The sequence below is a fragment of the Winogradskyella flava genome (assembly GCF_014243395.1).
GTDB lineage: Bacteria > Bacteroidota > Bacteroidia > Flavobacteriales > Flavobacteriaceae > Winogradskyella > Winogradskyella flava.
Genome location: NZ_JACLCP010000003.1, coordinates 424,189 through 446,490 on the forward strand (window position 1 = coordinate 424,189; position 22,302 = coordinate 446,490).

The 22,302-nt window shown below is 35.1% G+C and carries 20 protein-coding genes and 2 tRNA genes; 12 read left to right on the forward strand and 10 right to left on the reverse strand.

The window, feature by feature from the left end; translation table 11 throughout:
- Positions 1-138: 138 nt before the first annotated feature.
- Complete coding sequence (locus tag H7F21_RS12430; RefSeq protein WP_185789612.1) at positions 139-2,004, reverse strand: DEAD/DEAH box helicase; 1,866 nt, start codon at positions 2,002-2,004, stop codon at positions 139-141.
- Between the two features lie 280 nt (positions 2,005-2,284).
- On the opposite strand from H7F21_RS12430, the gene crtD reads away from it, so the two are divergent.
- The 3 genes from crtD to H7F21_RS12445 are packed head-to-tail and all read left to right on the forward strand — an operon-like array spanning position 2,285 to position 5,535.
- The gene (crtD, locus tag H7F21_RS12435) at positions 2,285-3,760 is read left to right on the forward strand and encodes a 1-hydroxycarotenoid 3,4-desaturase CrtD (RefSeq protein WP_185789613.1); all 1,476 of its coding nucleotides are present in this window, start codon (positions 2,285-2,287) and stop codon (positions 3,758-3,760) included.
- A 23-nt stretch (positions 3,761-3,783) separates the two neighbouring features.
- Positions 3,784-4,395: a carotenoid biosynthesis protein gene (locus H7F21_RS12440; protein ID WP_185789614.1), complete on the forward strand. Its 612-nt coding sequence runs from the start codon at positions 3,784-3,786 to the stop codon at positions 4,393-4,395.
- Positions 4,396-5,535 carry a lycopene cyclase family protein gene (locus H7F21_RS12445; RefSeq protein WP_185789615.1) on the forward strand — a complete coding sequence of 380 codons (1,140 nt, stop codon included), beginning with the start codon at positions 4,396-4,398 and terminating at the stop codon, positions 5,533-5,535.
- Here H7F21_RS12445 and H7F21_RS12450 read toward each other — a convergent pair.
- Together H7F21_RS12450 and H7F21_RS12455 are read right to left on the reverse strand one after the other, a co-directional pair.
- Positions 5,532-5,771: a hypothetical protein gene (locus H7F21_RS12450; protein ID WP_185789616.1), complete on the reverse strand. Its 240-nt coding sequence runs from the start codon at positions 5,769-5,771 to the stop codon at positions 5,532-5,534. The two genes, H7F21_RS12445 and H7F21_RS12450, sit on opposite strands and share 4 nt — an antisense overlap.
- On the reverse strand, positions 5,764-6,219 hold the full coding sequence (locus H7F21_RS12455; protein WP_185789617.1) for an SRPBCC family protein: 456 nt from the start codon (positions 6,217-6,219) through the stop codon (positions 5,764-5,766). The genes H7F21_RS12450 and H7F21_RS12455 overlap by 8 nt, the downstream gene beginning before the upstream one ends.
- A gap of 259 nt (positions 6,220-6,478) precedes the next feature.
- Here H7F21_RS12455 and H7F21_RS12460 point away from each other — a divergent pair, with 259 nt between their 5' ends.
- From H7F21_RS12460 to H7F21_RS12495, 8 genes are all read left to right on the forward strand, one after another.
- On the forward strand, positions 6,479-8,395 hold the full coding sequence (locus H7F21_RS12460) for a peptidylprolyl isomerase (RefSeq protein ID WP_246431473.1): 1,917 nt from the start codon (positions 6,479-6,481) through the stop codon (positions 8,393-8,395).
- Positions 8,396-8,400: 5 nt separating this feature from the next.
- Positions 8,401-9,252, forward strand: coding sequence for a peptidyl-prolyl cis-trans isomerase (locus tag H7F21_RS12465; RefSeq protein ID WP_185789619.1), 852 nt, complete (start codon positions 8,401-8,403; stop codon positions 9,250-9,252).
- Positions 9,200-10,657, forward strand: coding sequence for a peptidylprolyl isomerase (locus tag H7F21_RS12470; protein WP_246431474.1), 1,458 nt, complete (start codon positions 9,200-9,202; stop codon positions 10,655-10,657). Before H7F21_RS12465 ends, H7F21_RS12470 begins: the two co-directional genes overlap by 53 nt.
- Positions 10,658-10,660: 3 nt before the next feature.
- Entirely contained in the window at positions 10,661-11,614 is a 954-nt protein-coding gene (locus tag H7F21_RS12475; protein WP_185789620.1) for an AAA family ATPase, read from the forward strand.
- Positions 11,615-11,849: 235 nt separating this feature from the next.
- Positions 11,850-14,117, forward strand: coding sequence for an aconitate hydratase (locus tag H7F21_RS12480; RefSeq protein ID WP_185789621.1), 2,268 nt, complete (start codon positions 11,850-11,852; stop codon positions 14,115-14,117).
- A 122-nt stretch (positions 14,118-14,239) separates the two neighbouring features.
- Entirely contained in the window at positions 14,240-14,911 is a 672-nt protein-coding gene (locus H7F21_RS12485) for a Crp/Fnr family transcriptional regulator (RefSeq protein WP_185789622.1), read from the forward strand.
- A gap of 72 nt (positions 14,912-14,983) precedes the next feature.
- Positions 14,984-16,384, forward strand: coding sequence for a hypothetical protein (locus tag H7F21_RS12490; protein ID WP_185789623.1), 1,401 nt, complete (start codon positions 14,984-14,986; stop codon positions 16,382-16,384).
- Positions 16,385-16,478: 94 nt separating this feature from the next.
- The gene (locus tag H7F21_RS12495; RefSeq protein ID WP_185789624.1) at positions 16,479-17,045 is read left to right on the forward strand and encodes a TlpA family protein disulfide reductase; all 567 of its coding nucleotides are present in this window, start codon (positions 16,479-16,481) and stop codon (positions 17,043-17,045) included.
- A gap of 1 nt (position 17,046) precedes the next feature.
- Here the strand turns inward: H7F21_RS12495 and H7F21_RS12500 are convergent, their stop codons facing one another.
- The 6 genes from H7F21_RS12500 to H7F21_RS12525 all read right to left on the reverse strand — a co-directional run bounded on the left by H7F21_RS12500 (position 17,047) and on the right by H7F21_RS12525 (position 21,092).
- On the reverse strand, positions 17,047-17,493 hold the full coding sequence (locus tag H7F21_RS12500; RefSeq protein WP_185789625.1) for a sterol desaturase family protein: 447 nt from the start codon (positions 17,491-17,493) through the stop codon (positions 17,047-17,049).
- Between the two features lie 16 nt (positions 17,494-17,509).
- The gene (locus H7F21_RS12505) at positions 17,510-18,349 is read right to left on the reverse strand and encodes a phytoene/squalene synthase family protein (RefSeq protein WP_185789626.1); all 840 of its coding nucleotides are present in this window, start codon (positions 18,347-18,349) and stop codon (positions 17,510-17,512) included.
- A gap of 35 nt (positions 18,350-18,384) precedes the next feature.
- Complete coding sequence (locus H7F21_RS12510; protein ID WP_185789627.1) at positions 18,385-19,845, reverse strand: phytoene desaturase family protein; 1,461 nt, start codon at positions 19,843-19,845, stop codon at positions 18,385-18,387.
- Between the two features lie 3 nt (positions 19,846-19,848).
- The gene (locus H7F21_RS12515) at positions 19,849-20,751 is read right to left on the reverse strand and encodes a MerR family transcriptional regulator (protein WP_185789628.1); all 903 of its coding nucleotides are present in this window, start codon (positions 20,749-20,751) and stop codon (positions 19,849-19,851) included.
- A gap of 130 nt (positions 20,752-20,881) precedes the next feature.
- A tRNA-Leu gene (locus H7F21_RS12520) sits at positions 20,882-20,967 on the reverse strand.
- A 52-nt stretch (positions 20,968-21,019) separates the two neighbouring features.
- Positions 21,020-21,092 (reverse strand) — tRNA-Lys (locus tag H7F21_RS12525).
- Between the two features lie 131 nt (positions 21,093-21,223).
- Here H7F21_RS12525 and H7F21_RS12530 point away from each other — a divergent pair.
- The gene (locus H7F21_RS12530; protein ID WP_185789629.1) at positions 21,224-21,745 is read left to right on the forward strand and encodes a shikimate kinase; all 522 of its coding nucleotides are present in this window, start codon (positions 21,224-21,226) and stop codon (positions 21,743-21,745) included.
- On the opposite strand, the gene H7F21_RS12535 is transcribed toward H7F21_RS12530, so the two are convergent.
- The gene (locus H7F21_RS12535; protein WP_185789630.1) at positions 21,737-22,240 is read right to left on the reverse strand and encodes a phosphoribosyltransferase family protein; all 504 of its coding nucleotides are present in this window, start codon (positions 22,238-22,240) and stop codon (positions 21,737-21,739) included. The two genes, H7F21_RS12530 and H7F21_RS12535, sit on opposite strands and share 9 nt — an antisense overlap.
- Positions 22,241-22,302: the final 62 nt, after the last annotated feature.

Below are 22,302 nucleotides of genomic sequence, written 5' to 3' on the forward strand. Positions count from 1 at the left end.
GCATTTTAACATATCGCCATTGCGGATTTGACGTAATATTAACAACTAAAGCATTTGTTTAAATCCCAAAAAATTAAAAACGAAATTCCAAGAAGTCTTAAACGGTCTTGGAATTTCAAACTTGTCATTTGGAGTTTTTTACTTCCGTCTAGAACGTCTAGGTCTATCTGAAGTAGAACCAGTCGATTCTCGTCTTCTTTCACTGGATTTTCTATCTCCCCTTGAATCTTCAGAACGTCTTCGGTCACTTCTGTTTCCAGAACCAGATGATCTTCTATCACTAGAGCGTCTATCTCCTCTCGGCTTGTCATCACGCCTGCGACTTCCGCCACCAGAGCGTCTGTCATCTCTGCCACGTCCTCTGTCGCGTCTTCCGCCACCGCTACGACCTTTATTTTCACTAACTTCAACATTCACAAATCGTCCCTCGTGTTTGAAATCCGTGAAGAAGGCTAAAACTTTTTCCTGCAGTTCTTTTTCAGTATTGAAGAACGAAAAACTTTCTTTAACATCGACTTTAAATACATCGTCCCGCCCTAATTCCAATTGTTCTTTTAAGAAATCTTTCAACTTCATCCAATCAAAACCATCTTTGCGGCCAACATTTATAAAGTAACGCGTGTCATTAGATTGCTTACCATAATCACGTCCACCACTATCTCTATCGGAGCCTTTGGATTCGGAGACTGTTAAGTCTTTCGATTTTTGATAATAGTTATAGAAACGGTTGAATTCTACCGAAAAGAATTTTTTGATGAGTTCATCTTTATCTGTATTGGCAAATAGTTCGTTGATACTTTCAAGATGCTTATCAATGTCGTGATTAGTCTCTGTGTTATGGATTTTATTGGCTAAAGCCATTAATTGCACTTCAACAATATCAGTTCCTGAAGGAATATCTTTCTTCTCGAATTGCTTTTTAATAATGCGCTCTATACTTTTTATTCTTCTAACTTCACTTTTTGAGACAATAGCCATTGAGATACCTGTTTTTCCAGCACGTCCTGTACGACCAGATCTGTGAGTGTATATCTCAGGTTCATCCGGTAATTGGTAATGGATAACGTGTGTAATATCATCGACGTCAATACCACGAGCAGCAACATCTGTGGCAACCAATGTTTGTATTTGTCTATTTCTAAAGGACCTCATCACCATATCACGCTGATTCTGACTTAAATCACCATGTAAAGCACCTGCTGAATATCCATCTTCAATAAGGTTTTCGGCTACTTTTTGCGTATCTCGTTTTGTTCTACAAAACACTACAGAGAATATTTCAGGGTTAGCATCGGACAAACGTTTTAAAGCTTGGTAACGATCTCTTGCATTTACTAGGTAGTATTCGTGGGACACCTGATTAGTACTTTCATTCTTGTTTCCTACCGTAATTTCAATAGGATCGTACATGAATTTCTTAGCTATTGTAGCGACTTCTCTAGGCATTGTTGCAGAAAACAACCATGTACTTTTATCGTCCGGTGTATGTGATAGGATATCGGTAATATCTTCGTAAAAGCCCATGTTTAGCATCTCATCTGCTTCATCAAGTACGCTATACTGTATTTTTGAGATGTCTACCATTTTGCGACTAATCATATCTTTCATACGACCTGGTGTCGCTACAATAATTTGTGCACCTCGTTTTACGGATCTTGCTTGTTCAGAAATACTTGCACCACCATAAATGGCAGTAACGTTTAAGCCTTTGCAATATTTACCGTAAAGTTTAAGTTCGTTAGTGATTTGTAGACAAAGCTCTCTTGTAGGAGATAGGATCAAACCTTGTGTGGTTCTGCTATCGATATTTATTTTTTGCAACATCGGAAATCCGAAAGCTGCGGTTTTTCCCGTACCTGTTTGTGCTAAAGCTACTAAGTCCTTATCTTCTTCTAATAATTGTGGGATTGCTTTTTCTTGGACTTCACTAGGCGTTGTAAACCCTAAATCCGTAATAGCGTTGAGAAGGTCTTCATTAAGACCTAGTTCTTGGAATGTGCTCATTCTTTAATGTAAGTATTCGATATCAATTATGTAGTGTTACATAAGAAGCGTATCGACATACTTAAACCTATACTTCTGGTAACACATCCTCGCGCTGAGGAATTTTTAAACCCGATCCTTTGAGTTTTGCGCTGCAAAGATAGTCTTTTAATTGGATTGGCAATTTTTCAATGTAGAATCGGCTTGATAACTAAATCAATCTATCATAGATTAAAATACCTTTAGAAAATGTTAATATTGGTATTCCCAAAAGAGCTTTCAATGTATCTTTGCCTTGCGAATGAAAGGAAAAACTATTATCATAATTGGATCTGGTATTGCAGGTATGGCTACCGCAATTCGGCTTCGGTCTCAAGGTCATGAGGTGACGGTTTTTGAATCCAATGATTATCCAGGAGGAAAACTTACAGCGTTCTCTGCCGATGGCTATCGTTTTGATATGGGGCCATCTTTATTCACAATGCCTCACTTCGTCGAAGACTTATTCAAAGTGACTGGTAAATCCACGGAAGATTATTTCGCTTATAAAAAGAAAGACACTGTTTGTAATTATTTTTATGAAGACGGCACCAAATTTTCTGCTTCGGCTAATATCGAATCGTTTGCTGAAGACGCATCTAATACCTTTAATGTAGATAAGGCGGCACTGCTAGAATACTTGAATAAAAGCAAGAGAAAGTACGATTTAACCTCGTCTTTGTTTTTGGAAAAATCACTGCATAAAGTAGGAACATATCTATCAAAAGATACACTAAAAGCCATATTTCAAATGGGTAGTTTGGATATTAGTACGACTTTGGCGGAACTTAATAGGAGTGTTTTTAAAGATGAGCGTTTGGTTCAGTTTTATAATAGATTTGCTACCTACAACGGCTCTTCTCCATACAAGACTCCTGGGATTATGTCCATGATTCCGCATTTGGAGCAGTATTTTGGTACTTACTTCCCAAAAGGCGGTATGCATTCTATAACTCAAAGTTTATTTCAGCTATCCAAAGATATTGGTGTTGTATATCAGTTCAATAAAAAGGTAGAGGAGATTGTAACTACCAATAATAAAGTTCTGGGCATAAATGTAGGTGGTCAATTGGTTAAAAGTGACATTGTTGTTTCAAATTCTGATGTTGTACCAACGTACAGACGGTTATTACCAAAGCATAAGTCGCCAGAAAAAATATTAAAACAACCTCGAAGCAGTTCTGCGCTGATTTTTTATTGGGGAATTAATAAGAAATTTCCAGAGTTGGATTTGCATAATATCTTTTTTTCTGATGATTATGAAATAGAGTTTGATCACATATTCAACAAGAGACAGGTTTGCAATGATCCAACCGTTTATATAAATATAACCTCAAAAGAAGAGGAAAGTGATGCGCCAAAAGGTTGTGAAAATTGGTTTACAATGATTAATGTCCCTAGTAATATAGGGCAGGATTGGGACACCATTATAGCAGAATCTCGTAAGCATATAGTTAAGAAATTAAGCCGATTACTTAACGAAGACATTCAATCTTTGATTGAATTTGAAAGTGTTTTAGATCCCAGGTTAATAGAATCTAAGACGCAGAGTTATCAAGGTGCGTTATATGGTGCTTCAAGTAATAATAAGTATGCTGCTTTTTTAAGACATCCGAATTTTAAGAATTCCATTAAGAATTTGTATTTCTGTGGAGGTAGTGTTCATCCAGGAGGAGGCATTCCATTATGCTTGCTATCGGGGAAAATAGTATCAGAATTAATAATGAAAAAGAACTGATGGAAATAAAGAATACACTAAAGATGAAGCTGTCTATCTTCATAATATGGCTATTTACTATTTCAGGTATTTTTGGTGTTTTGTCAACTTATGAGGGGTGGTTTTTAAGCCTAACACCTTTGAGTCTATTGCTGAGTTTTTTGATGATTCTATGGCATATGGAAAAATTCAAGCCAAAGATATTATATGCCCTAAGCATTCCTTTTTTCCTAGGATTTATTACAGAAGCATTGGGTGTTAAGTACGGCCTCATTTTTGGAGATTATGCATATGGAGAGAATCTCGGTTCCAAGATTTTTGGAGTTCCTTTAATGATATGCATTAATTGGACGCTTTTAACTGTAGCTACGGCAGATGTAGCTCGTAGTTTCACCAAGAATTTTATATTGGCTTCTGCAATAGGCGCACTTTTAATGACAGGTTTAGACTTTATTTTAGAGGTTTCAGCACCTCGATTTGATTTTTGGGAGTTTGAAAATGGAATTGTGCCGCTGAAAAACTATATAGGCTGGTTCGTAACAGCTTTTTTAGCTCATTTGGGTTATCAATCTTTTAAGATCGCAACGAACAAAGTTATATCTTGGCATGTATTAATTTCAATTGTTGTATTTTTTGCAGTCTTTTTATTTTTTTAAATGAGTAATCCAGATTACATAATAGCAGGAGCAGGCGCATCAGGTTTGATGTTGGCGTATCGGATGTCTCAGGATACTTTTTTTGATGATAAATCGGTTCTGATCATTGATGAAGTGAAAGATAAGGGAAATGACAGGACCTGGTGTTTTTGGGAAAGCGGTGATGGCGAATGGGATAGTCTTCTCACTAAGACTTGGCCAAAAATTTTCTTTGGCAGTAATAATCATTCCAAAGAAATCGTTATTTCACCTTACAACTATAAAATGATTAGGAGTAAGGATTTTTACTCACAACTTTGGAAATCCATAAACTCAAAACCCAATTTCAATTTTGTTGAAGATAGCATTGATAGTACGACTGAATTGAAGGGTGGTGTTCAAGTTATTACCAATAAAGGAAGCTATTTGTGCGCGAAATTATTTAATAGCATACCTAGTACTGAGGTTTATAAATCTCAGAACAAGTATCCTATTTTACAACAGCATTTTGTAGGTTGGTTTGTAAGAACTAAAACGGATTGTTTTGATGATACCGTTGCCAAATTTATGGACTTTACTGTTCCGCAAAAGGGCAATACACGTTTTATGTATGTTTTGCCTATTGATAAACAAACGGCACTTTTTGAATACACCTTGTTTTCTAAAACACTGCTAAAACTATCAGATTACGAAGATGCAATATCTAGCTATCTTGAAGACAAAGGCATATCTAATTTTGAAATTGTAGAAAAAGAAATTGGAACCATACCTATGACGTCTTTTAAATTCCATGAATTAAACACTAAGCATGTCTTAAATATTGGTACATCAGGTGGTTGGACCAAAGCTAGTACAGGTTATACATTTAAAAATACGTCGAAGAATACCAAAGCACTGGTAGCTTTTTTAAAAAAAGAAAGCGATTTGTCCAAATTCCATAAGAAATCTAAATTTTGGTTTTACGATTTAATCTTTTTAGATGTTTTGGCAAATCACAATGACGAAGGTTCAGCTTTATTTTCTTCAATGTTCAGAAAGACAAATGTTAAAAACATTTTTAAATTTTTAGATGAAGAATCTTCACTATTTGAAGATTTTAAAATCATCTTTTCGGTGCCTCCAAAACGATTTACACAAGCACTGCTCAAACGTTTATTCTAAGCCCCACTATAAACTTGACCACGATGTGGTTTTAAGGCGTCTCGCAAGGGTTTCATTTCTGCCTCATCAACGACTATATAGGCCAAACTATGCATATCACTTAAAGTTTCAACCCCTGTGATCTCAATGTCTAAAGCTTCACGTTCAATATATTCTTTTAAATGAATTAGATGGTGTTCAGCAGTTTTTGAGCTGGTAGGACCTCTAAAATCCCAAATCAATTTTAATTTACGCATGAGCCACGGAAGTTCCTTTTTCAGCAAAGTTCTTAAAATTGCCCATATAGGTTTTAGTTTGCTTTTTAAACGCCCTAGGCATCAAAAATAGCATGGCATTCATCATAAAGTTAGTAGGTTGAAACTCATTTTTACAAATCCATCTGGTATGACCTCTATCAGTACTTTCAAAATAATTTTGCTGTATGTTTCGCATACCTTTGGTGCTGTAAGTAGCGTGGAACTCACTGGGAAAGTCTTGTTTTGTAATGGTTTCCACCAATTCCATTTTTCGTTTACCAAAATCATAATTTAGTTTCATCTTGGCACCAAATTCGCCAGGTGAGCCTGAGATATGCTCAGCACTAACTAAACCCTCTTGCCAATGTTTCATATTTTCAGTAGAGTTCATTTTTTTAATGACTTCTTCTAAGGGTTTTTCAATGATTATTTCGGTTGTATATGTCATCTATATTAGAGATATATTCAAAGATAAAAAAAGCATGGATAATAACTTTAATTTATCGACGTTCATACCATTTTAGAAGTTGTAATCGGCAATATTTCCATTGTGATGATAACATCTTAATAACAGTATTGCTACAACTTGTAATATAAGTGATTTATGTTATTTTTGCTGAACTTTAAAACAGTACAAATTCAGTATTAAATTTTTGCGATTAAAAGAGAAATATATTATGAAAATTATGTTTAGATGTTTGCTTCTGATGCTTTTGGCATTCAATTTTTCTTTTGGACAGGATAAGGACGATGTATTATTAACAGTTGATGGAGATCCAATAATGACATCCGAATTTTTGAGGGTTTATAATAAGAACTTAGACTTAGTTAAAGATGAAAGCCAAAAGGATATAGATGGCTATTTAAAACTATTTACAGAGTATCAATTGAAATTAAAGGAGGCTAAGCGATTAAAGCTTAATGAAGATGCCAAATACCAACGCGAATTCTTGAGATACAAAAAGCAGCTTACCAAAAACTACCTTTCTGAGAATAAAGTCACTGACGTGCTTGTTCAAGAAGCCTATGATCGCAGTAATATCGATATTAAGGCGTCACATGTATTGGTCCGACTAGACGAAAATGCTAAGGATACATTGAGCGCATATAATCAAGTACTTACTTTAAGAGAGCATTTACTAAACGAGGGTTTTGATAAGTTAAAGAAAGAAGCACATGACGGTAAAACGGTATTCGTTGAAGATTTGGGTTATTTTTCGGCATTTAAGATGGTTTATAATTTTGAAACTGCCGCATACAATACAGCAGTAGGTGAAATATCCATGCCATTTAGAACACGGTTTGGGTATCATGTCGTCAAAGTTGATGACAAGCGACCATCTAGAGGAACGATTACCGCTGCACACATCATGATAGCCTTGCAACAGAAAGATTCGTTATTGGATCCGGAGGAAAGAATCAATGATATTTATAAAAAAATGCAGCAAGGAGAGAGTTTTGAGTCATTAGCAAAGCAGTTCTCGGATGATAAGAGTTCTGCGGCTAAAGGAGGTCAGTTAGCGCCCTTTAAGAGCGGTCAACTGAGTTCAACTAAATTTGAGGATGAAGCTTTTACCCTAAAAAATGATGGCGATATCAGTGAGCCTTTTAAAACGGAGTATGGATGGCACATTGTAAAGCGTATCAGCCTAAAACCAATTCAACCTTTAGAAGATTTAAAGCCATCATTGGAGTCTAGAGTAAAACGGGATTCTAGGTCTAAGCTTATAAATGCTGCTATGGTAAAAGAGCTTAAAAAGCGTTACGAGATTTCTTATAATTCAAATGCGAAAGCCTACTTTGAATCGTTGCTAACCAACAATTATTTTACACGCTCATGGAGATTGCCCGAGGATTTCAAAAAAGATGAAGAGCTTTTTAAGATTAATGATAGATCATTTACCTATAATGAGTTCGGTCGTCATTTAATGTCTGCTCAGCGCATTTATATGAATAAAAATACGGCTTTCTTAAATATCATTGATAAAGAGTTTGAGAGCTTTTTCGAAAAGTCCATACTACAATTTAGAGAAGACAACCTTGAATTGGAGAATAAAGATTTTGCAGATATTCTCAAAGAATACAGAGATGGTTTATTGCTATTTGATTTAATGGAAAAGGAAGTCTGGAACAAGGCAGCAAAGGACACTGTAGGTTTAGAGGCTTATTACGAAAAATATAAATCCAAATACCAGTGGAATGAAAGGGTTAAGGTGGTTATGGCATCTTCAGCAGATAAGGCAGTTGCCGAACAGGCTGCAAAAATGATGAAGAGAAATAAGAGCGAAGATGATATCAATAATGCACTTAACACAGAAAAAGAGAAGAACGTCATTTTCACAAAAGGAACCTTCGACTTCAATGACAATAAGTTGCCAGACGATTTTGAGACTAAGAAAGGTGTCTCTAAAATATATGAGAACAATGAAGCGTTTCATGTTATAGAAGTCAATGATATTTTACCAGCAGGAGTAAAGACTCTAGAAGAAGCCAAAGGAAATGTCATTAACGATTACCAAGCAGAACTTGAAACGAATTGGATAAAAGATCTCCATGACCGCTTTAAAATAGAAGTGAATGAAAAAGCTTTGAAGAAAGTGAAGAAGAAAATTAAAAAACAATAGTCTTTTTGAAAAAATCCCTCTACATAATTACATTGAGTTTATTGGTTTTTGGTTGTGATTTGTTCAAGAAAACGGATGATCGTAAACCAATAGCAAGAGTAAATGACACCTATCTGTATGAAGATGATATTGCTGGTGTAGTGCCTGATGGGGCTACAAAAGAGGATAGTACACTATTGGTAAATGCCTTTATTAATAGATGGGCCAGACAGTTGTTACTCATGGATGGTGCACAACTTAACCTATCTGAGAATAAACAGGAAGAATTTTCAAAATTAGTTAAGCAGTACCAAAATGACTTGTACACTAAGGCATATTTAGAGGCTTTGGTAAAGAAAAATATAGACACTACCGTTCAGTCCGACGAAACACAAGTGTTTTATGAAGCTAATAAGGAATCTTTCAAGCTAAATGATGACTTGTTGCAATTTAGATATATTAGTTTACCCTTAAATCCAATTGATTTTGATACCATTGAGAAGCGATTTAAAAGATTTAAGGCTAGTGATAAGCAGTATCTAGATTCAATTTCTGTGCATTTCAAATCGTACTCACTTAACGATTCGCTTTGGGTGAAATTCAGCCAGGTTGTAGAGAAAGTTCCTGTAGTGAATTCAGAAAATAAAAATCAACTGTTAAAAAAATCTAATTTCTTACAGCTCAAAGATTCATTAAACCTATATTTGATGCAAGTTAATGACGTGCGCCTGCAGAACGATTATGCGCCCTTGGAATACGTTATACCGTCAATAAAACAAATTGTTATAAACAAGCGTAAGCTCGAGCTCATAAAGCAACTCGAAAATGATATTACAAAAGATGCCATTAAAAATAATCAATTTCAGATATATAACTAGAGCAGCGATTCTTAGCTGCTTTTTTGCATTTAATAGTTTAAACGCGCAGGAAATTATCTCAGATGAAGATCCAGTTGCAAAGAAAAAAGATAGTGTAATCAATACATCTAGAATCAAGGCAGATGGTGTTGCTGCCGTAGTTGGTGATTACATCGTTTTAGAATCTGATCTAGATCGCGAAATTGCTCAGCTAGAAGCACAAGGTGCTGATTTATCTGGTGTAACACGCTGCGAACTTTTTGGCAGTTTACTTGAGAAAAAATTATACGCTCACCAAGCTATACAAGATAGTGTTATTGTCAATGAATTATATATTCAATCTCTTGTAGACCAACAAATACAAGGTATTTTGGCACAAACCAATGGTGATATGCAAGGTATGTTGAAATTTTACAAAAAAGATTCGGAACAAGCACTTCGTGATGAGATGTATGAGATCAATAAGAACAATTATTTATCTCAAGAAATGCAGAAAAAGGTGATCCAGGATATCGAAGTAACTCCAGAAGAGGTAAGACAGTTTTTCAACGCTATTCCAAAAGATGAAAGACCAACTTTTGGCACAGAACTTAAAGTAGCTCAGATTGTAATTATACCCGAAGTCACAGAAGAGGCGAAGCAAGCAGCCATAGATAAGTTAAAGGGCTTTAAAAGAGATGTTGAGGAAAATGGTGCAAGTTTTACAACTAAGGCATTATTTTATTCTGATGATGGCGGTTCTAAAAATAATGGTGGTTTGTTACCTACCATGAACAGAAAGCGACCTAGAATGGTTAAGGAATTTAGGGATGTTGCTTTTAATTTGGAAGAAGGAGAGATATCAGAACCATTTAAAACTGATTTTGGTTATCATATTGTATATCTAGAAAAAATCCGTGGGCAAGAGTATGATGTAAGGCATATTTTAATTCGTCCTGAATTAACTCAAGACGCCATTCAGAAAGCAAAAGATGAAATAGACGTGGTAAGAGAGAAAATTGTAGACGGAAGTATTTCTTTTGCTGCAGCGGCTTTTGAGTTTAGTGATGAAAAGGAAACGAAGTTCGAAGGTGGTCAATTAACCAATCCTACAACGCAAGATTTCAATTTTGAGCTGACTAAGATGGATACGGAAATGTACACACAGATTCAAGGTTTAAAGGATGGAGAAGTTAGTGAGGTCATTCAAGATGAGGATAGGATTAATAGCATTAAGTTTAAAATCATGACGGTCACAGATAGAATAGATGACCACGAGGCAGATTTTGCAAGAGACTACTTAAAAATTAAAGAACTAGCATTGCAAGACAAGCAAATTAAGGCTATTGAAAAATGGCAAAAAGAGACTATCTCAGAAACTTATATTAAAATTAATGGAGAATATAGAGATTGTGATTATCAAAGCAATTGGTTAAAAACACAATAGCATATGTCTGATGTAACCATTATTGAAAACTTCGTTAACAAGTATAAGGCTCTAAAGCAAGAGATCGCCAAGGTTATTATTGGTCAAGATGATGTTGTTGACCAAATTTTGATCTCCATATTTTCGGGAGGACACTCCCTGCTAATAGGTGTTCCTGGATTGGCAAAAACGTTGATGGTGAATACCATTGCTCAGGCATTAGGCTTAGATTTTAAGCGTATTCAGTTTACTCCAGATTTAATGCCAAGTGATATTCTAGGAAGTGAAATCTTAGATGAAAATCGTCACTTTAAATTCATTAAGGGACCCATTTTTGCCAACATAATTTTGGCCGACGAGATCAACAGAACACCACCAAAAACGCAAGCTGCTTTATTGGAAGCTATGCAAGAGCGTGCTGTAACGGTAGCAGGCCATCAGTACAAATTAAATTTGCCATACTTTGTTCTAGCGACTCAAAATCCAATTGAGCAAGAAGGGACTTACCCATTACCTGAGGCACAATTAGACCGCTTCATGTTCGCCATTAGATTAGAATATCCATCTTTTCAGGAGGAAGTGGATGTTGTAAAAGCGACAACGACAGATGTTCAAATGTCCGTTAATTCCTTATTTACGGCTCAGGAAATTATAGATTTTCAAAACGTTATACGTCGTATTCCTGTAGCCGATAACGTTGTGGAGTATGCGGTTTCCTTGGTGAGTAAAACAAGGCCAAATGCAGATACTGCCGCAGATATTGTTAAGGAGTTTGTAGATTGGGGAGCGGGTCCAAGAGCTTCACAGAATTTAATTCTTGCAGCTAAAACACACGCTGCAACTATTGGGAAATTCTCACCAGATATTGAAAACATAAAAGCTGTAGCTACTGGAATTCTAAGGCACAGAATAATAAAAAATTACAAAGCTGAGGCAGAAGGGATAACGGACGAAAGAATTATTCAAAGCCTGTTTTAATTGGCAGTATAATCCCTGACCCTAAATTCAGAATTATTCTAAATAATACTAACTGTTAAATTATTAAACAACATTAATTTTTACTGTTAATCTTCAATCTAATTGATAGTTTTTTGATTCAATTATGAGTTATTTTCAAAGAATCTTCAATTTCGTTACATATTTTCAAATACCCTTTGAATTTTGTATTTTTGTGCTGCTTAAAAAACAAATTATCAACCTTTAAATATACTATATGGCATTTGACATTGATATGATTAAGAAGGTTTATGCTAACATGACGGAGCGCGTAGATGCAGCTAGGGAAATTGTTGGTAAACCATTGACACTTTCAGAAAAAATATTATACTCACACCTTTGGGATGGTACTCCAGCCAAAGCCTTTAGAAGAGGAAAAGATTATGTGGACTTTGCTCCAGACCGTGTTGCTTGCCAAGATGCAACAGCGCAAATGGCCTTATTGCAGTTTATGCAAGCAGGAAAGCCGAAGGTTGCCGTACCGACAACTGTTCATTGTGATCATTTAATACAAGCAAAAGATGGCGCTGCAACGGATTTAAAGCATGCTAATAATACGAGTAGCGAGGTATTTAATTTCTTGGAGTCAGTATCGAATAAGTATGGTATCGGCTTTTGGAAACCAGGTGCAGGTATTATTCATCAAGTAGTTTTAGAAAACTATGCATTTCCTGGAGGAATGATGATTGGTACGGATTCACATACTGTTAATGCTGGTGGATTAGGAATGGTGGCCATTGGAGTAGGAGGTGCGGATGCTGTTGATGTTATGGCTGGTATGGCTTGGGAGCTTAAATTCCCTAAGTTGATTGGTGTTAGGTTAACAGGAAAACTCTCTGGTTGGACCGCGCCAAAAGATGTCATTCTTAAAGTGGCAGAGATTCTTACTGTTAAAGGTGGAACAGGAGCGATCGTCGAGTATTTTGGACCTGGAGCTTTATCGATGTCTTGTACAGGAAAAGGAACCATTTGTAACATGGGTGCTGAAATTGGCGCTACGACATCTACTTTTGGATATGACGACTCTATGGAACGCTATCTGCGCGCAACAGATAGAGCTGATGTTGCCGATGCTGCAAACAATATTAAAGACTATTTAACTGCGGATAATGAAGTATATGCAAATCCTGAGCAGTATTTCGATCAAGTAATAGATATTAACTTATCAGAATTAGGACCACTATTAAATGGTCCATTTACTCCGGATTTATCTACGGAAGTAGGCAGGGATATGACTGAAAAAGCTAAGGCTAATGACTGGCCAATGCAAGTAGAATGGGGACTTATAGGTTCTTGTACTAATTCATCTTACGAAGATTTATCTAGAGCATCATCTATTGCGCAACAAGCACTAGACAAAGGCTTAAAAACAAAAGCAGAGTTTGGTATCAATCCTGGATCTGAACAAGTGCGTTATACAGCTGAACGCGATGGTATTCTTGAAGTGTTTGAAAAATTAGACGCGAAGATATTTACAAATGCCTGTGGACCATGTATAGGACAATGGGCGCGTTATAGCGATCCAAAGAATGCTCCTAAAAATAGCATTGTACATTCATTTAATAGAAACTTTGCTAAGCGTGCAGATGGCAATCCAAATACACATGCTTTTGTAGCTTCGCCAGAGTTAACAGCTGCTATTGCTATTGCAGGTCGATTAGACTTCAATCCAATCACAGATAAGTTAATCAATGAAAATGGTGAAGAGGTCATGTTGGATGAACCAACAGGATGGGAATTACCTCCGAAAGGTTTTGATGTTAAGGAAAATGGTTATTTAGAGCCAGTAACGGATGGTAGTGGTGTTCAAATTACTGTAAATCCTACATCTGAACGTTTGCAATTACTAGAGCCTTTTACACCTATTGGTGAATCTATAACAGGAGCTAAATTATTAATTAAGGCTTTTGGTAAATGTACAACAGACCACATTTCTATGGCTGGACCTTGGTTACGTTTCAGAGGGCATCTTGATAACATTGCCAATAATACTTTAATTGGAGCCGTTAACGCTTTTAATAAGAAAACGAATTTTGTAAAGAACCAGTTGACAGGAGATTACGGTGGTGTGCCAGATACTCAACGTGATTATAAGAAAAATAGTGTTTGGTCAGTCGTTGTTGGAGATCATAACTACGGTGAAGGGTCTTCTAGAGAGCATGCTGCGATGCAACCGAGACATTTAGGTGTGGCCGCAGTAATTGTGAAATCTTTTGCTCGTATTCATGAGACCAACCTTAAAAAACAAGGTATGCTAGGTTTAACCTTTGCTAACGAAGCTGATTATGATTTAATACAAGAAGACGATACGTTTAACTTCTTGGATTTAAATGAATTTGCACCAGACAAACAACTACATATTGAGGTAGTTCATGCTGATGGTTCAAAAGATACTTTAGCATTAAATCATACTTACAATGATGCTCAAATTGAATGGTACAAAGAAGGTTCTGCACTTAATTTGATTAAGAGGCAAAATGCTTAACTAGAACTATTTAATAATAAATAAACTCCTAATGTTTTCATTAGGAGTTTTTTTGTTTTTGTATGAAGGGTTTCAATTCAGTTTACGACTCATTGTCTAACTCAATTAAATCTTTATAAGTCATGAATTCTATTTGGATTTTTGAAAACGTCAATCTTTTTAATCTACTTTGCCCGCATAAATTTAAGAAATACAAAGCCTGTCACACTTTTGATGCTTATCAAAAAAGCGATTACATATATTTTGAGGAAGATGCGGCAAATAAAGTCTACCTTATTGAAAACGGTAAGGTGAAAATTGGATATTATAACGAGGAGGGTACTGAAGTTGTAAAAGCCATTCTTAGCAAAGGGGAGTTATTTGGTGAGAAAGCAATTTTGGGAGAGGAAAAACGAGATGAGTTTGCACAATCTATAGATAATAAAACAACAATATGTCCTGTTGCAGTGCCAACAATGCACGAATTAATGAGGGACAACAAAACATTTAGCCTGAGAATCTATAAATTCATAGGTCTAAAGTTTAAAAAGTTGGAGAGAAGACTTCAATTATTACTTTTTAAAGATTCGAAAACACGATTGAAAGAATTCTTAGAAGAGCTTTGTGCTGATTATGGATATGATTGTGACAAAACAGGCGATCATATAATTAACCATCCTTATACCCAAAAAGATATTGCTTCATTAATTGGTACTTCAAGACCAACCATAAACATTCTTCTTAATGAACTTAAGGAAGAAAATTACTTAGAATTTAATAGAAAAGAGATTAGAATCTTAAAAAAATCGGCTTAGTGTTAGCTAGCTAACATTTTATGAAAAATGCTTCTTTTAATTTTGAAATGTAAATTTTAAAATTAAAAAGCAATGATTAAAAAAATGATTTTAGCAGTTGTGACACTTGGAATTTTTGTCACCTCTTGCAGTAATGATGATGACAACGTCAGCATTATACCAGATGCAGGTACACTTTCAGGTGGGCCTTTTACTTTCTTAGTTGATGGTGTGCCAGACAATGTTAGTGGTATTACTACAGACCCGAATGCAGTTGGTACTAATAGAACTTTTGTAATTACAGACGATACGGGTATAATCTTGGGTATGCCACCAACAATTGAAGCTTTAGAAGGGGTTGATTTTGATGGTGCTGGTGTGGGTACATGCTTAATTTGGTATTTGAGATATGAGAATGGCTTGGTAGGTGCAGAAATGGGACTAAATGCTAATGATCTAGAAGGAAGTTTCGACTTATCAAATTCAATCTCTGTGTTTAGAGACCCTGAACCAAATGCAGGAGTATTATCCGGTGGACCATTTACTTTTGTGGTTGATGGAACAGTAGATAATGTCAGCGGAATAACTACAGATCCAAATGCTGCTGGCTCAAATTCAACATTTGTAATTACAGACGACATGGGTAATATTTTAGGATTACCACCAACACTTACAGCATTAGAGGGTGTTGATTTTGATGGGGCAGGAACAGGTGTTTGTTTAATATGGTATTTAAGATATGAAGACGGCTTAGTTGGAGCAGAAATGGGAATGAATGCGAATAATCTTCAAGGTGATTTTGATTTATCTAATTCAATAACTGTAACCAGAAATCCAGAACCAAATGCTGGTACTTTATCTGGTAATCCATTTACATTTTGTGTTGATGGTACGGTTGATAATGTAAGTGGAATTAGCACAGATCCAAATGCCGTTGGTACAAACTCTACATTTGTAATTACTGATGATATGGGTAATATACTGGGGTTACCACCAACGCTTACAGCTTTGGAGGGTGTTGATTTTGATGGAGCTGGAGCTGGAGTTTGCTTAATATGGTATTTGCGCTTTGAAGACGGTTTAATGGGTGCAGAAGTCGGAATGAATGCCAATAATTTATCAGGATTCTTTAGTTTATCAAACTCTATTACGGTAACTAGAAATGAACCAAATGCTGGTACACTTTCTGGCGGTCCGTTTACATTTACAGTAGATGGGACAATTGATAATGTTAGTGGTATTACCACAGATCCAAACGCAACAGGAACAAATTCCACTTTTGTTATTACAGATGATATGGGTAATATATTAGGGTTACCACCAACAATAGCAGCTTTAGAAGGTGTTGATTTTGATGGTGCAGGAACTGGTACTTGCTTAATTTGGTATTTACGATATGAAGATGGATTGCAAGGAGCAGTTATGGGAGCAAATGCTAATGATTTATCAGGTTGTTTTGATTTATCAAACTCTATAACGGTTACTAGAAATTAATTGAAGGTATATAAAGAGCATCAAAAATTGAGTTTTTGTTGTTAGAATGAAAGCGTAATTCCGACTATGGGATTACGCTTTTACTTTTTACAATATGAAAACAGCAAAATTGAAACGTGGTAATATTATTTTTTTAATAATAATAGCATTGTTGATTATTCCTCAAACCCGGCAACCAATACAAGTTCTATTGCACAAAGGTTTAAGTTATATTAATCAATCTTCCCTTATTGAAGACGGAGATAGAGTAGAATTAAGAAATTCTAATTGGAGTTTAAAATCAGATAATGGTACTGTTTTAGAATTTAATGAGACTAGAGGGAAAGTCGTATTTATAAATTTTTGGGCTACTTGGTGCCCGCCTTGTATTGCAGAAATGCCAAGTTTACAAGCTTTATATGACGATTACTATGATGTGGTTGAATTCCTTTTTGTAACCAACGATGATTTTAAAATAGTCGAAGGTTTTAAAACCAAACGAAATTTTGATTTCGAAGTGTTCAACTCATTAAACGAAATGCCTCAAGAGTTACTGACCAGATCAATCCCTAGAACATATATCCTTAACAAAAAAGGTGAAATTGTTATAGATGAGTCGGGTGCTGTAAATTGGAATAGTGAAAAAGTAAGAAGTCAATTAGACCAATTACTCAGGGAATAGCTTATTTGAAGTATTTAAATGGTACTATAAGCATACCAAAGTTCTCTCCCTTTTCTTTCCCCAAATGCTTATGATGAATCTTATGAGCACGTCTTACGCCTCTTGCGTATTTATTATCAATATTCCTCAACCATTTGAATCTTTGATGAATAAAGATATCATGAACAATAAAATATGCTACACCATACATTAAAATTCCAAACCCAATTGGAAGTGTGTACCAAATACCCTCTACGCTCCATAGATAAAAGCAACTCATACTTACAACAGCATAGAATATAAAGAAAGCGTCATTACGCTCAAACCAGCTGTCATGATCTTTGTGATGGTGGTCTTTATGAAGATTCCATAAAAAACCGTGCATGATATACTTGTGCGTAAACCAAGCGTTAAATTCCATAATGAAGAACGTTCCAAAGAAAATTAATATCCAAAAAACAGTTTGCATGATGATTGATTAAAATTTAAAGCAAATTAAGTTGATATTTCACATAACTACGGGTAAGTAGTTCTATTTTTTTATAATTAGGTACTCTTATCCTAGCAGATTTAATCTCTAATGCAGGTGTGTTTTTTAACTTTTGTAATAACTTGTTGTAATAACGATAAGCCATGAATACACCAAAACGTGCTTCTAGAGGTAATTGTTTGATTCCTTTTAGACCTTCTGAAAAATCGCTTTCAATATCTGAGATTATAGATTGTTTCGATGCTTCATCTAAATGATTAAGATCGGTATTGGGAAAATAAGTTCTGCTCAGATCCTCAAAATCTGCTTTTAAGTCTCTAAGGAAATTTACTTTTTGAAATGCAGAACCCAAACGCATCGCAGAGTCTTTCAAATCTTCATACTTGTTTTTATCACCTTTTACAAATACCTTTAAACACATTAAACCAACCACATCTGCCGAACCATAAATATAGTTCTTATATTCTTCCTCAGTTAGATAATCTTTTTTTGATAAATCTAATCGCATACTATTCATAAAGGCGTCTACCAAGTGCTTGTCAATGTTATATTTGTGATAAGTTTCTTGGAATGCATTCAGTATCGGATTTAAACTGATTTTATCCTCCAAGGCGTTTTCTAAATCATTTTCAAAATTTGTAAAAAGCTTTTCCTTATCGAAATCATGAAATGTATCAACAATCTCATCGGCAAATCTAACAAAACCATAGATATTGTAAATGTCTTGTCTTATGCTGTCTGACAGCATTTTGGTCGCCATGGAAAACGAGGTGCTATAGGCATTTGTTACAGCTTTACTACATTCTTTAGAGACGTTGTCAAAAATAGATTTCATTGAAATTATAATATTATTGTTATTAAAGATAGCAATTAAACTTCATTTTTATGTATTAGTTCTGCAGCTAACTTTCCAGAAATTAATGAAGGAGGTACTCCAGGTCCTGGAACCGTAAGTTGTCCAGTAAAATATAGACCATCAACTTTCTTACTTTTTAATTTTGGTCTTAAAAAAGCCGTTTGCATCAATGTATTTGCCATGCCGTATGCATTACCCTTGTAAGAATTGTAGTCCTCGATAAAATCATTAACACAGTAAGATTCTTTAAAAAGAATATTATCTCGAACGGTTTGGCCTGTTAAACTCTCGAATCTATTAATAATGATATCGAAATATTGTTCCCTTAATTCTGCCGTATCTTCTAGTCCTGGTGCTATTGGTATAAGAAAAAATCCTGTTTCACAGTCTTTAGGAGCCATACTTTCATCAGTCACAGAAGGGAAGTTCACATAAAAGAGTGGATTGTCTGGCCATTTGGGATTATCGTATATATCTTCTGCGTGCGTTTCGAAGTTGGTATCAAAAAATAAGTTATGGTGTTCTATGTGATTTAATTTTTTGCTAAATCCAACATAGAATAAAAGCGAAGAAGGTGCAAAAGTTCGCTTCTCCCAATAAGACTCGCTATATTGTCTGTACTTTGTATCTAATAACGTCTCGGAATGGTGATAATCGGCACCACTTAAAACAATATCAGATACTATGGTATTACCATTTACAACAATAGCCGTAGATCTGGCATTTTCTACAACAATCTTTTCAACATTGCTATTGGTACATATAGTAACACCTAAACTTTCTGCCAAAGCTTTCATGGCTTTAATGATTTCATACATACCACCTTTTGGATGCCATGTGCCTAAGCCAAAATCGGCAAAGTTCATAAAGCTGTAAAACGATGGCGTTTGACTTGGTTTTGCGCCTAAGAATAGAACCGGAAATTCCAAAGTAGAGATAAGCTTAGGGTTTTTAAAGTTCTTTCTAACCTCAGAACTAATAGTTTTAAAGAATCGATCGACTCTTGTAATGGTTTCTTTTGTGACGAGTTCAAAAGGAGATAGACCTGGTTTGAGGACTACCTTATTAATAGCGATGTCGTAGTGATCTTGTGCTTGTGAAATGAACTTACGCAAAGGTCTAGAGCTACCTTCTTCAATACGCTCAAATTCTTCACATATTTGATCCATGTGATCCCCAATTGTAATGACTTCATCCGAAAAAAAAATTTTATATGCTGGACTCAGTTTATCCAGCTGATAATAGTCACTAGTACTTTTTCCGAAATCATTAAAAAACTTTTCAAAAATATCAGGCATCCAATACCAACTTGGCCCAATATCGAAAGTAAAACCATCTTTAACCAATTGTCTGGCTCTTCCTCCAACAGTACTATTTTTTTCAAATATGGACACTTTATGACCAGCTTGAGCCAAATAGCAAGAAGCCGATAAAGCGGAGAAACCCGAACCGATAATGGATATAGTCTTACTCATTTACTATAAAAGATTGTCAATTAGTGCTTGGATACTTTTAAACGGAGTAATACCTTTTGGAAGCTTATCTAAGTCTAACGAATTTAACATTTGACCTAAAATCCAAAGTTTAGTGTTAGTGCCCTCAAGCATGAGTTTATTGAAATTCTCTATGTATTTTTCTATCTCGGCCTTTTCTGGTTTTACAGTAAAATAAGAAACATAGATCAGCTCGTCATAGTAGTTCTTTAAATCTACCAAGCTTTCAATTGGTACGCTAAAACCTAAAAATATGGATTGGTAACCTTTACTCACCAATTGATGGTTAATAAACATCAATCCTAGCTCATGAATTTCATTTTCTGGCAAGTAGAGAACAAATGTTTTTTTTGACTTATTAATTTGCTTTGATTGTACTTTCTCGGTGTTTATTAATATTTTTTGACGAATGAGAGACGTTAAGAAATGCTCATGTGCAGGTGTGATGGTATCTGTCTGCCATAAAAGTCCGATTTCCGTTAAAAGTGGAATGAAAATGTCGTAGAAGATCTCATCAAATGCTTTTTCTCTTAATAATGATTCATAAGTATTATAGAATAGTGCTTGATCAAAATTTAACATGGATAACTTAAATGCGTTGATAGCATGGCTCTCCATATTGTTTTCTGCGGCAATCTCCCTAACTAACAGAGGAATCTTGTGCTCTTCTATTGTAGCTATTTTAGAAATTTTATAGCCGTTATTATTAAGGTAACTAACGTTCAGAAGCTTTTGAAAGTTCGCTAAATCGTAATATCTTATATTTGTATCAGTACGTTTTGGTTGAAGCAAGTTATAGCGCTTTTCCCAAATTCTTATAGTATGTGCCTTAATCCCAGTAAGATTCTCTAGGTCTTTAATACTAAACTGGTTCTTAATATTGTTCATTTTTTAATAAAAATGTTTAAACAAAAATAAGATTTAATCCTATAACTTAGCTACAATTAACAAAATTTAAGTAAAAATGTATTGTTGATAAGTAAGAGATGGAGATTATTCTATAAAGAATTATGAATTGTGCGCACGAGAAGACTCGAACTTCCACGACCTAAAACGGTCACTGGCCCCTCAAGCCAGCGCGTCTACCAATTCCGCCACGTGCGCAATAAAGAAAAGTAAATATAAAAAAAAAGTTAAGCAATTCGCTTAACTGTAGTGACCGGGCTGGGGCTCGAACCCAGGACCCTCTCCTTAAAAGGGAGATGCTCTACCAACTGAGCTACCCGGTCATTAAGATGTTCTCTTAAATGAGGGTGCAAATATAAAATGTTTAATTAATAAAACAATACTTTTTTTGCTTAAATTTTTGTTTTTTTGCTGTGTTTAGTCACAAGGATTTAATAATCAATTTGTAAGCGTTATGATTGTAGTTTTAATGGGGTATATGGGATCTGGAAAATCAACTATTGGTAAGAAGTTGGCTACGCTATTAAATTATGATTTTTTGGATTTAGACGATTTTATTTCGGAGAATGAAAACTCGTCCATTTTGTCAATATTCAAGGAAAAAGGTGAAATCTATTTCAGAAAAAAAGAAACCGAGTCTTTAAAAGAGATTATTGATTCTAAGGAGAATGTTGTTCTTGGTCTTGGTGGCGGTACGCCTTGTTATGGGAACAACCTATCTCTATTGAAGAATGGCAAGAACGTCATCACGTTTTACCTAAAACTTTCTATTAAAAACTTAGCAGAACGACTAAGAACAGAACGAGACGAGAGGCCTTTGATTAGTCATTTGACTTCTGAAGAAGAATTATTGGAGTTTATTGGAAAGCATCTTTTTGAGCGTGCGCCATATTATAGCCAAGCAGATTATAATATAAATGCAGATGATAAATCCAAAAAAGATATTTTGGAAAATATTTTAATGCACTTAATCTAAATAGGCTTCATAAGGTTGTTTCGACAGATTCACATGGACATGCTCAAATAGAGAAGTAGATAAAGAAATACCCTTGAAATCTGCTTTAACTGGAAACTTTTTATGATTTCTATTAACAAGCACCGCAGTTTTAAATTGCTTTAATGACACATCCAAAAAGTGTTTAATACCATATATTAGTGTACTTCCTGAGTTGAGTACGTCATCAATGAGCACAATCGATTTTTCCGAGTAATCATCTTTTTCAATAGATGTTTTAATAGGATTAGTGGGTGCCGCTTTATCAATAATAACCTTACATAAAGTGGATTCTATATCGGAAATTTTATCTAATTGCTGTTTTATTTTACGAGCCAATATGTAGCCGTTACTTTCTATGCCCGCAATGATAATCTCTGTCTCATCAACATTACACTCATAAATTTGATATGCGATACGCTTTATTTTATGTTCTATTTCCTTATGACTTAAAATAGTCTTTTTTGTTAGTGCCATGTGATGATTTTACTTATTTAAACTTATAAAGGTTGTTGATGATTATTTCTGAAAAACTGTAA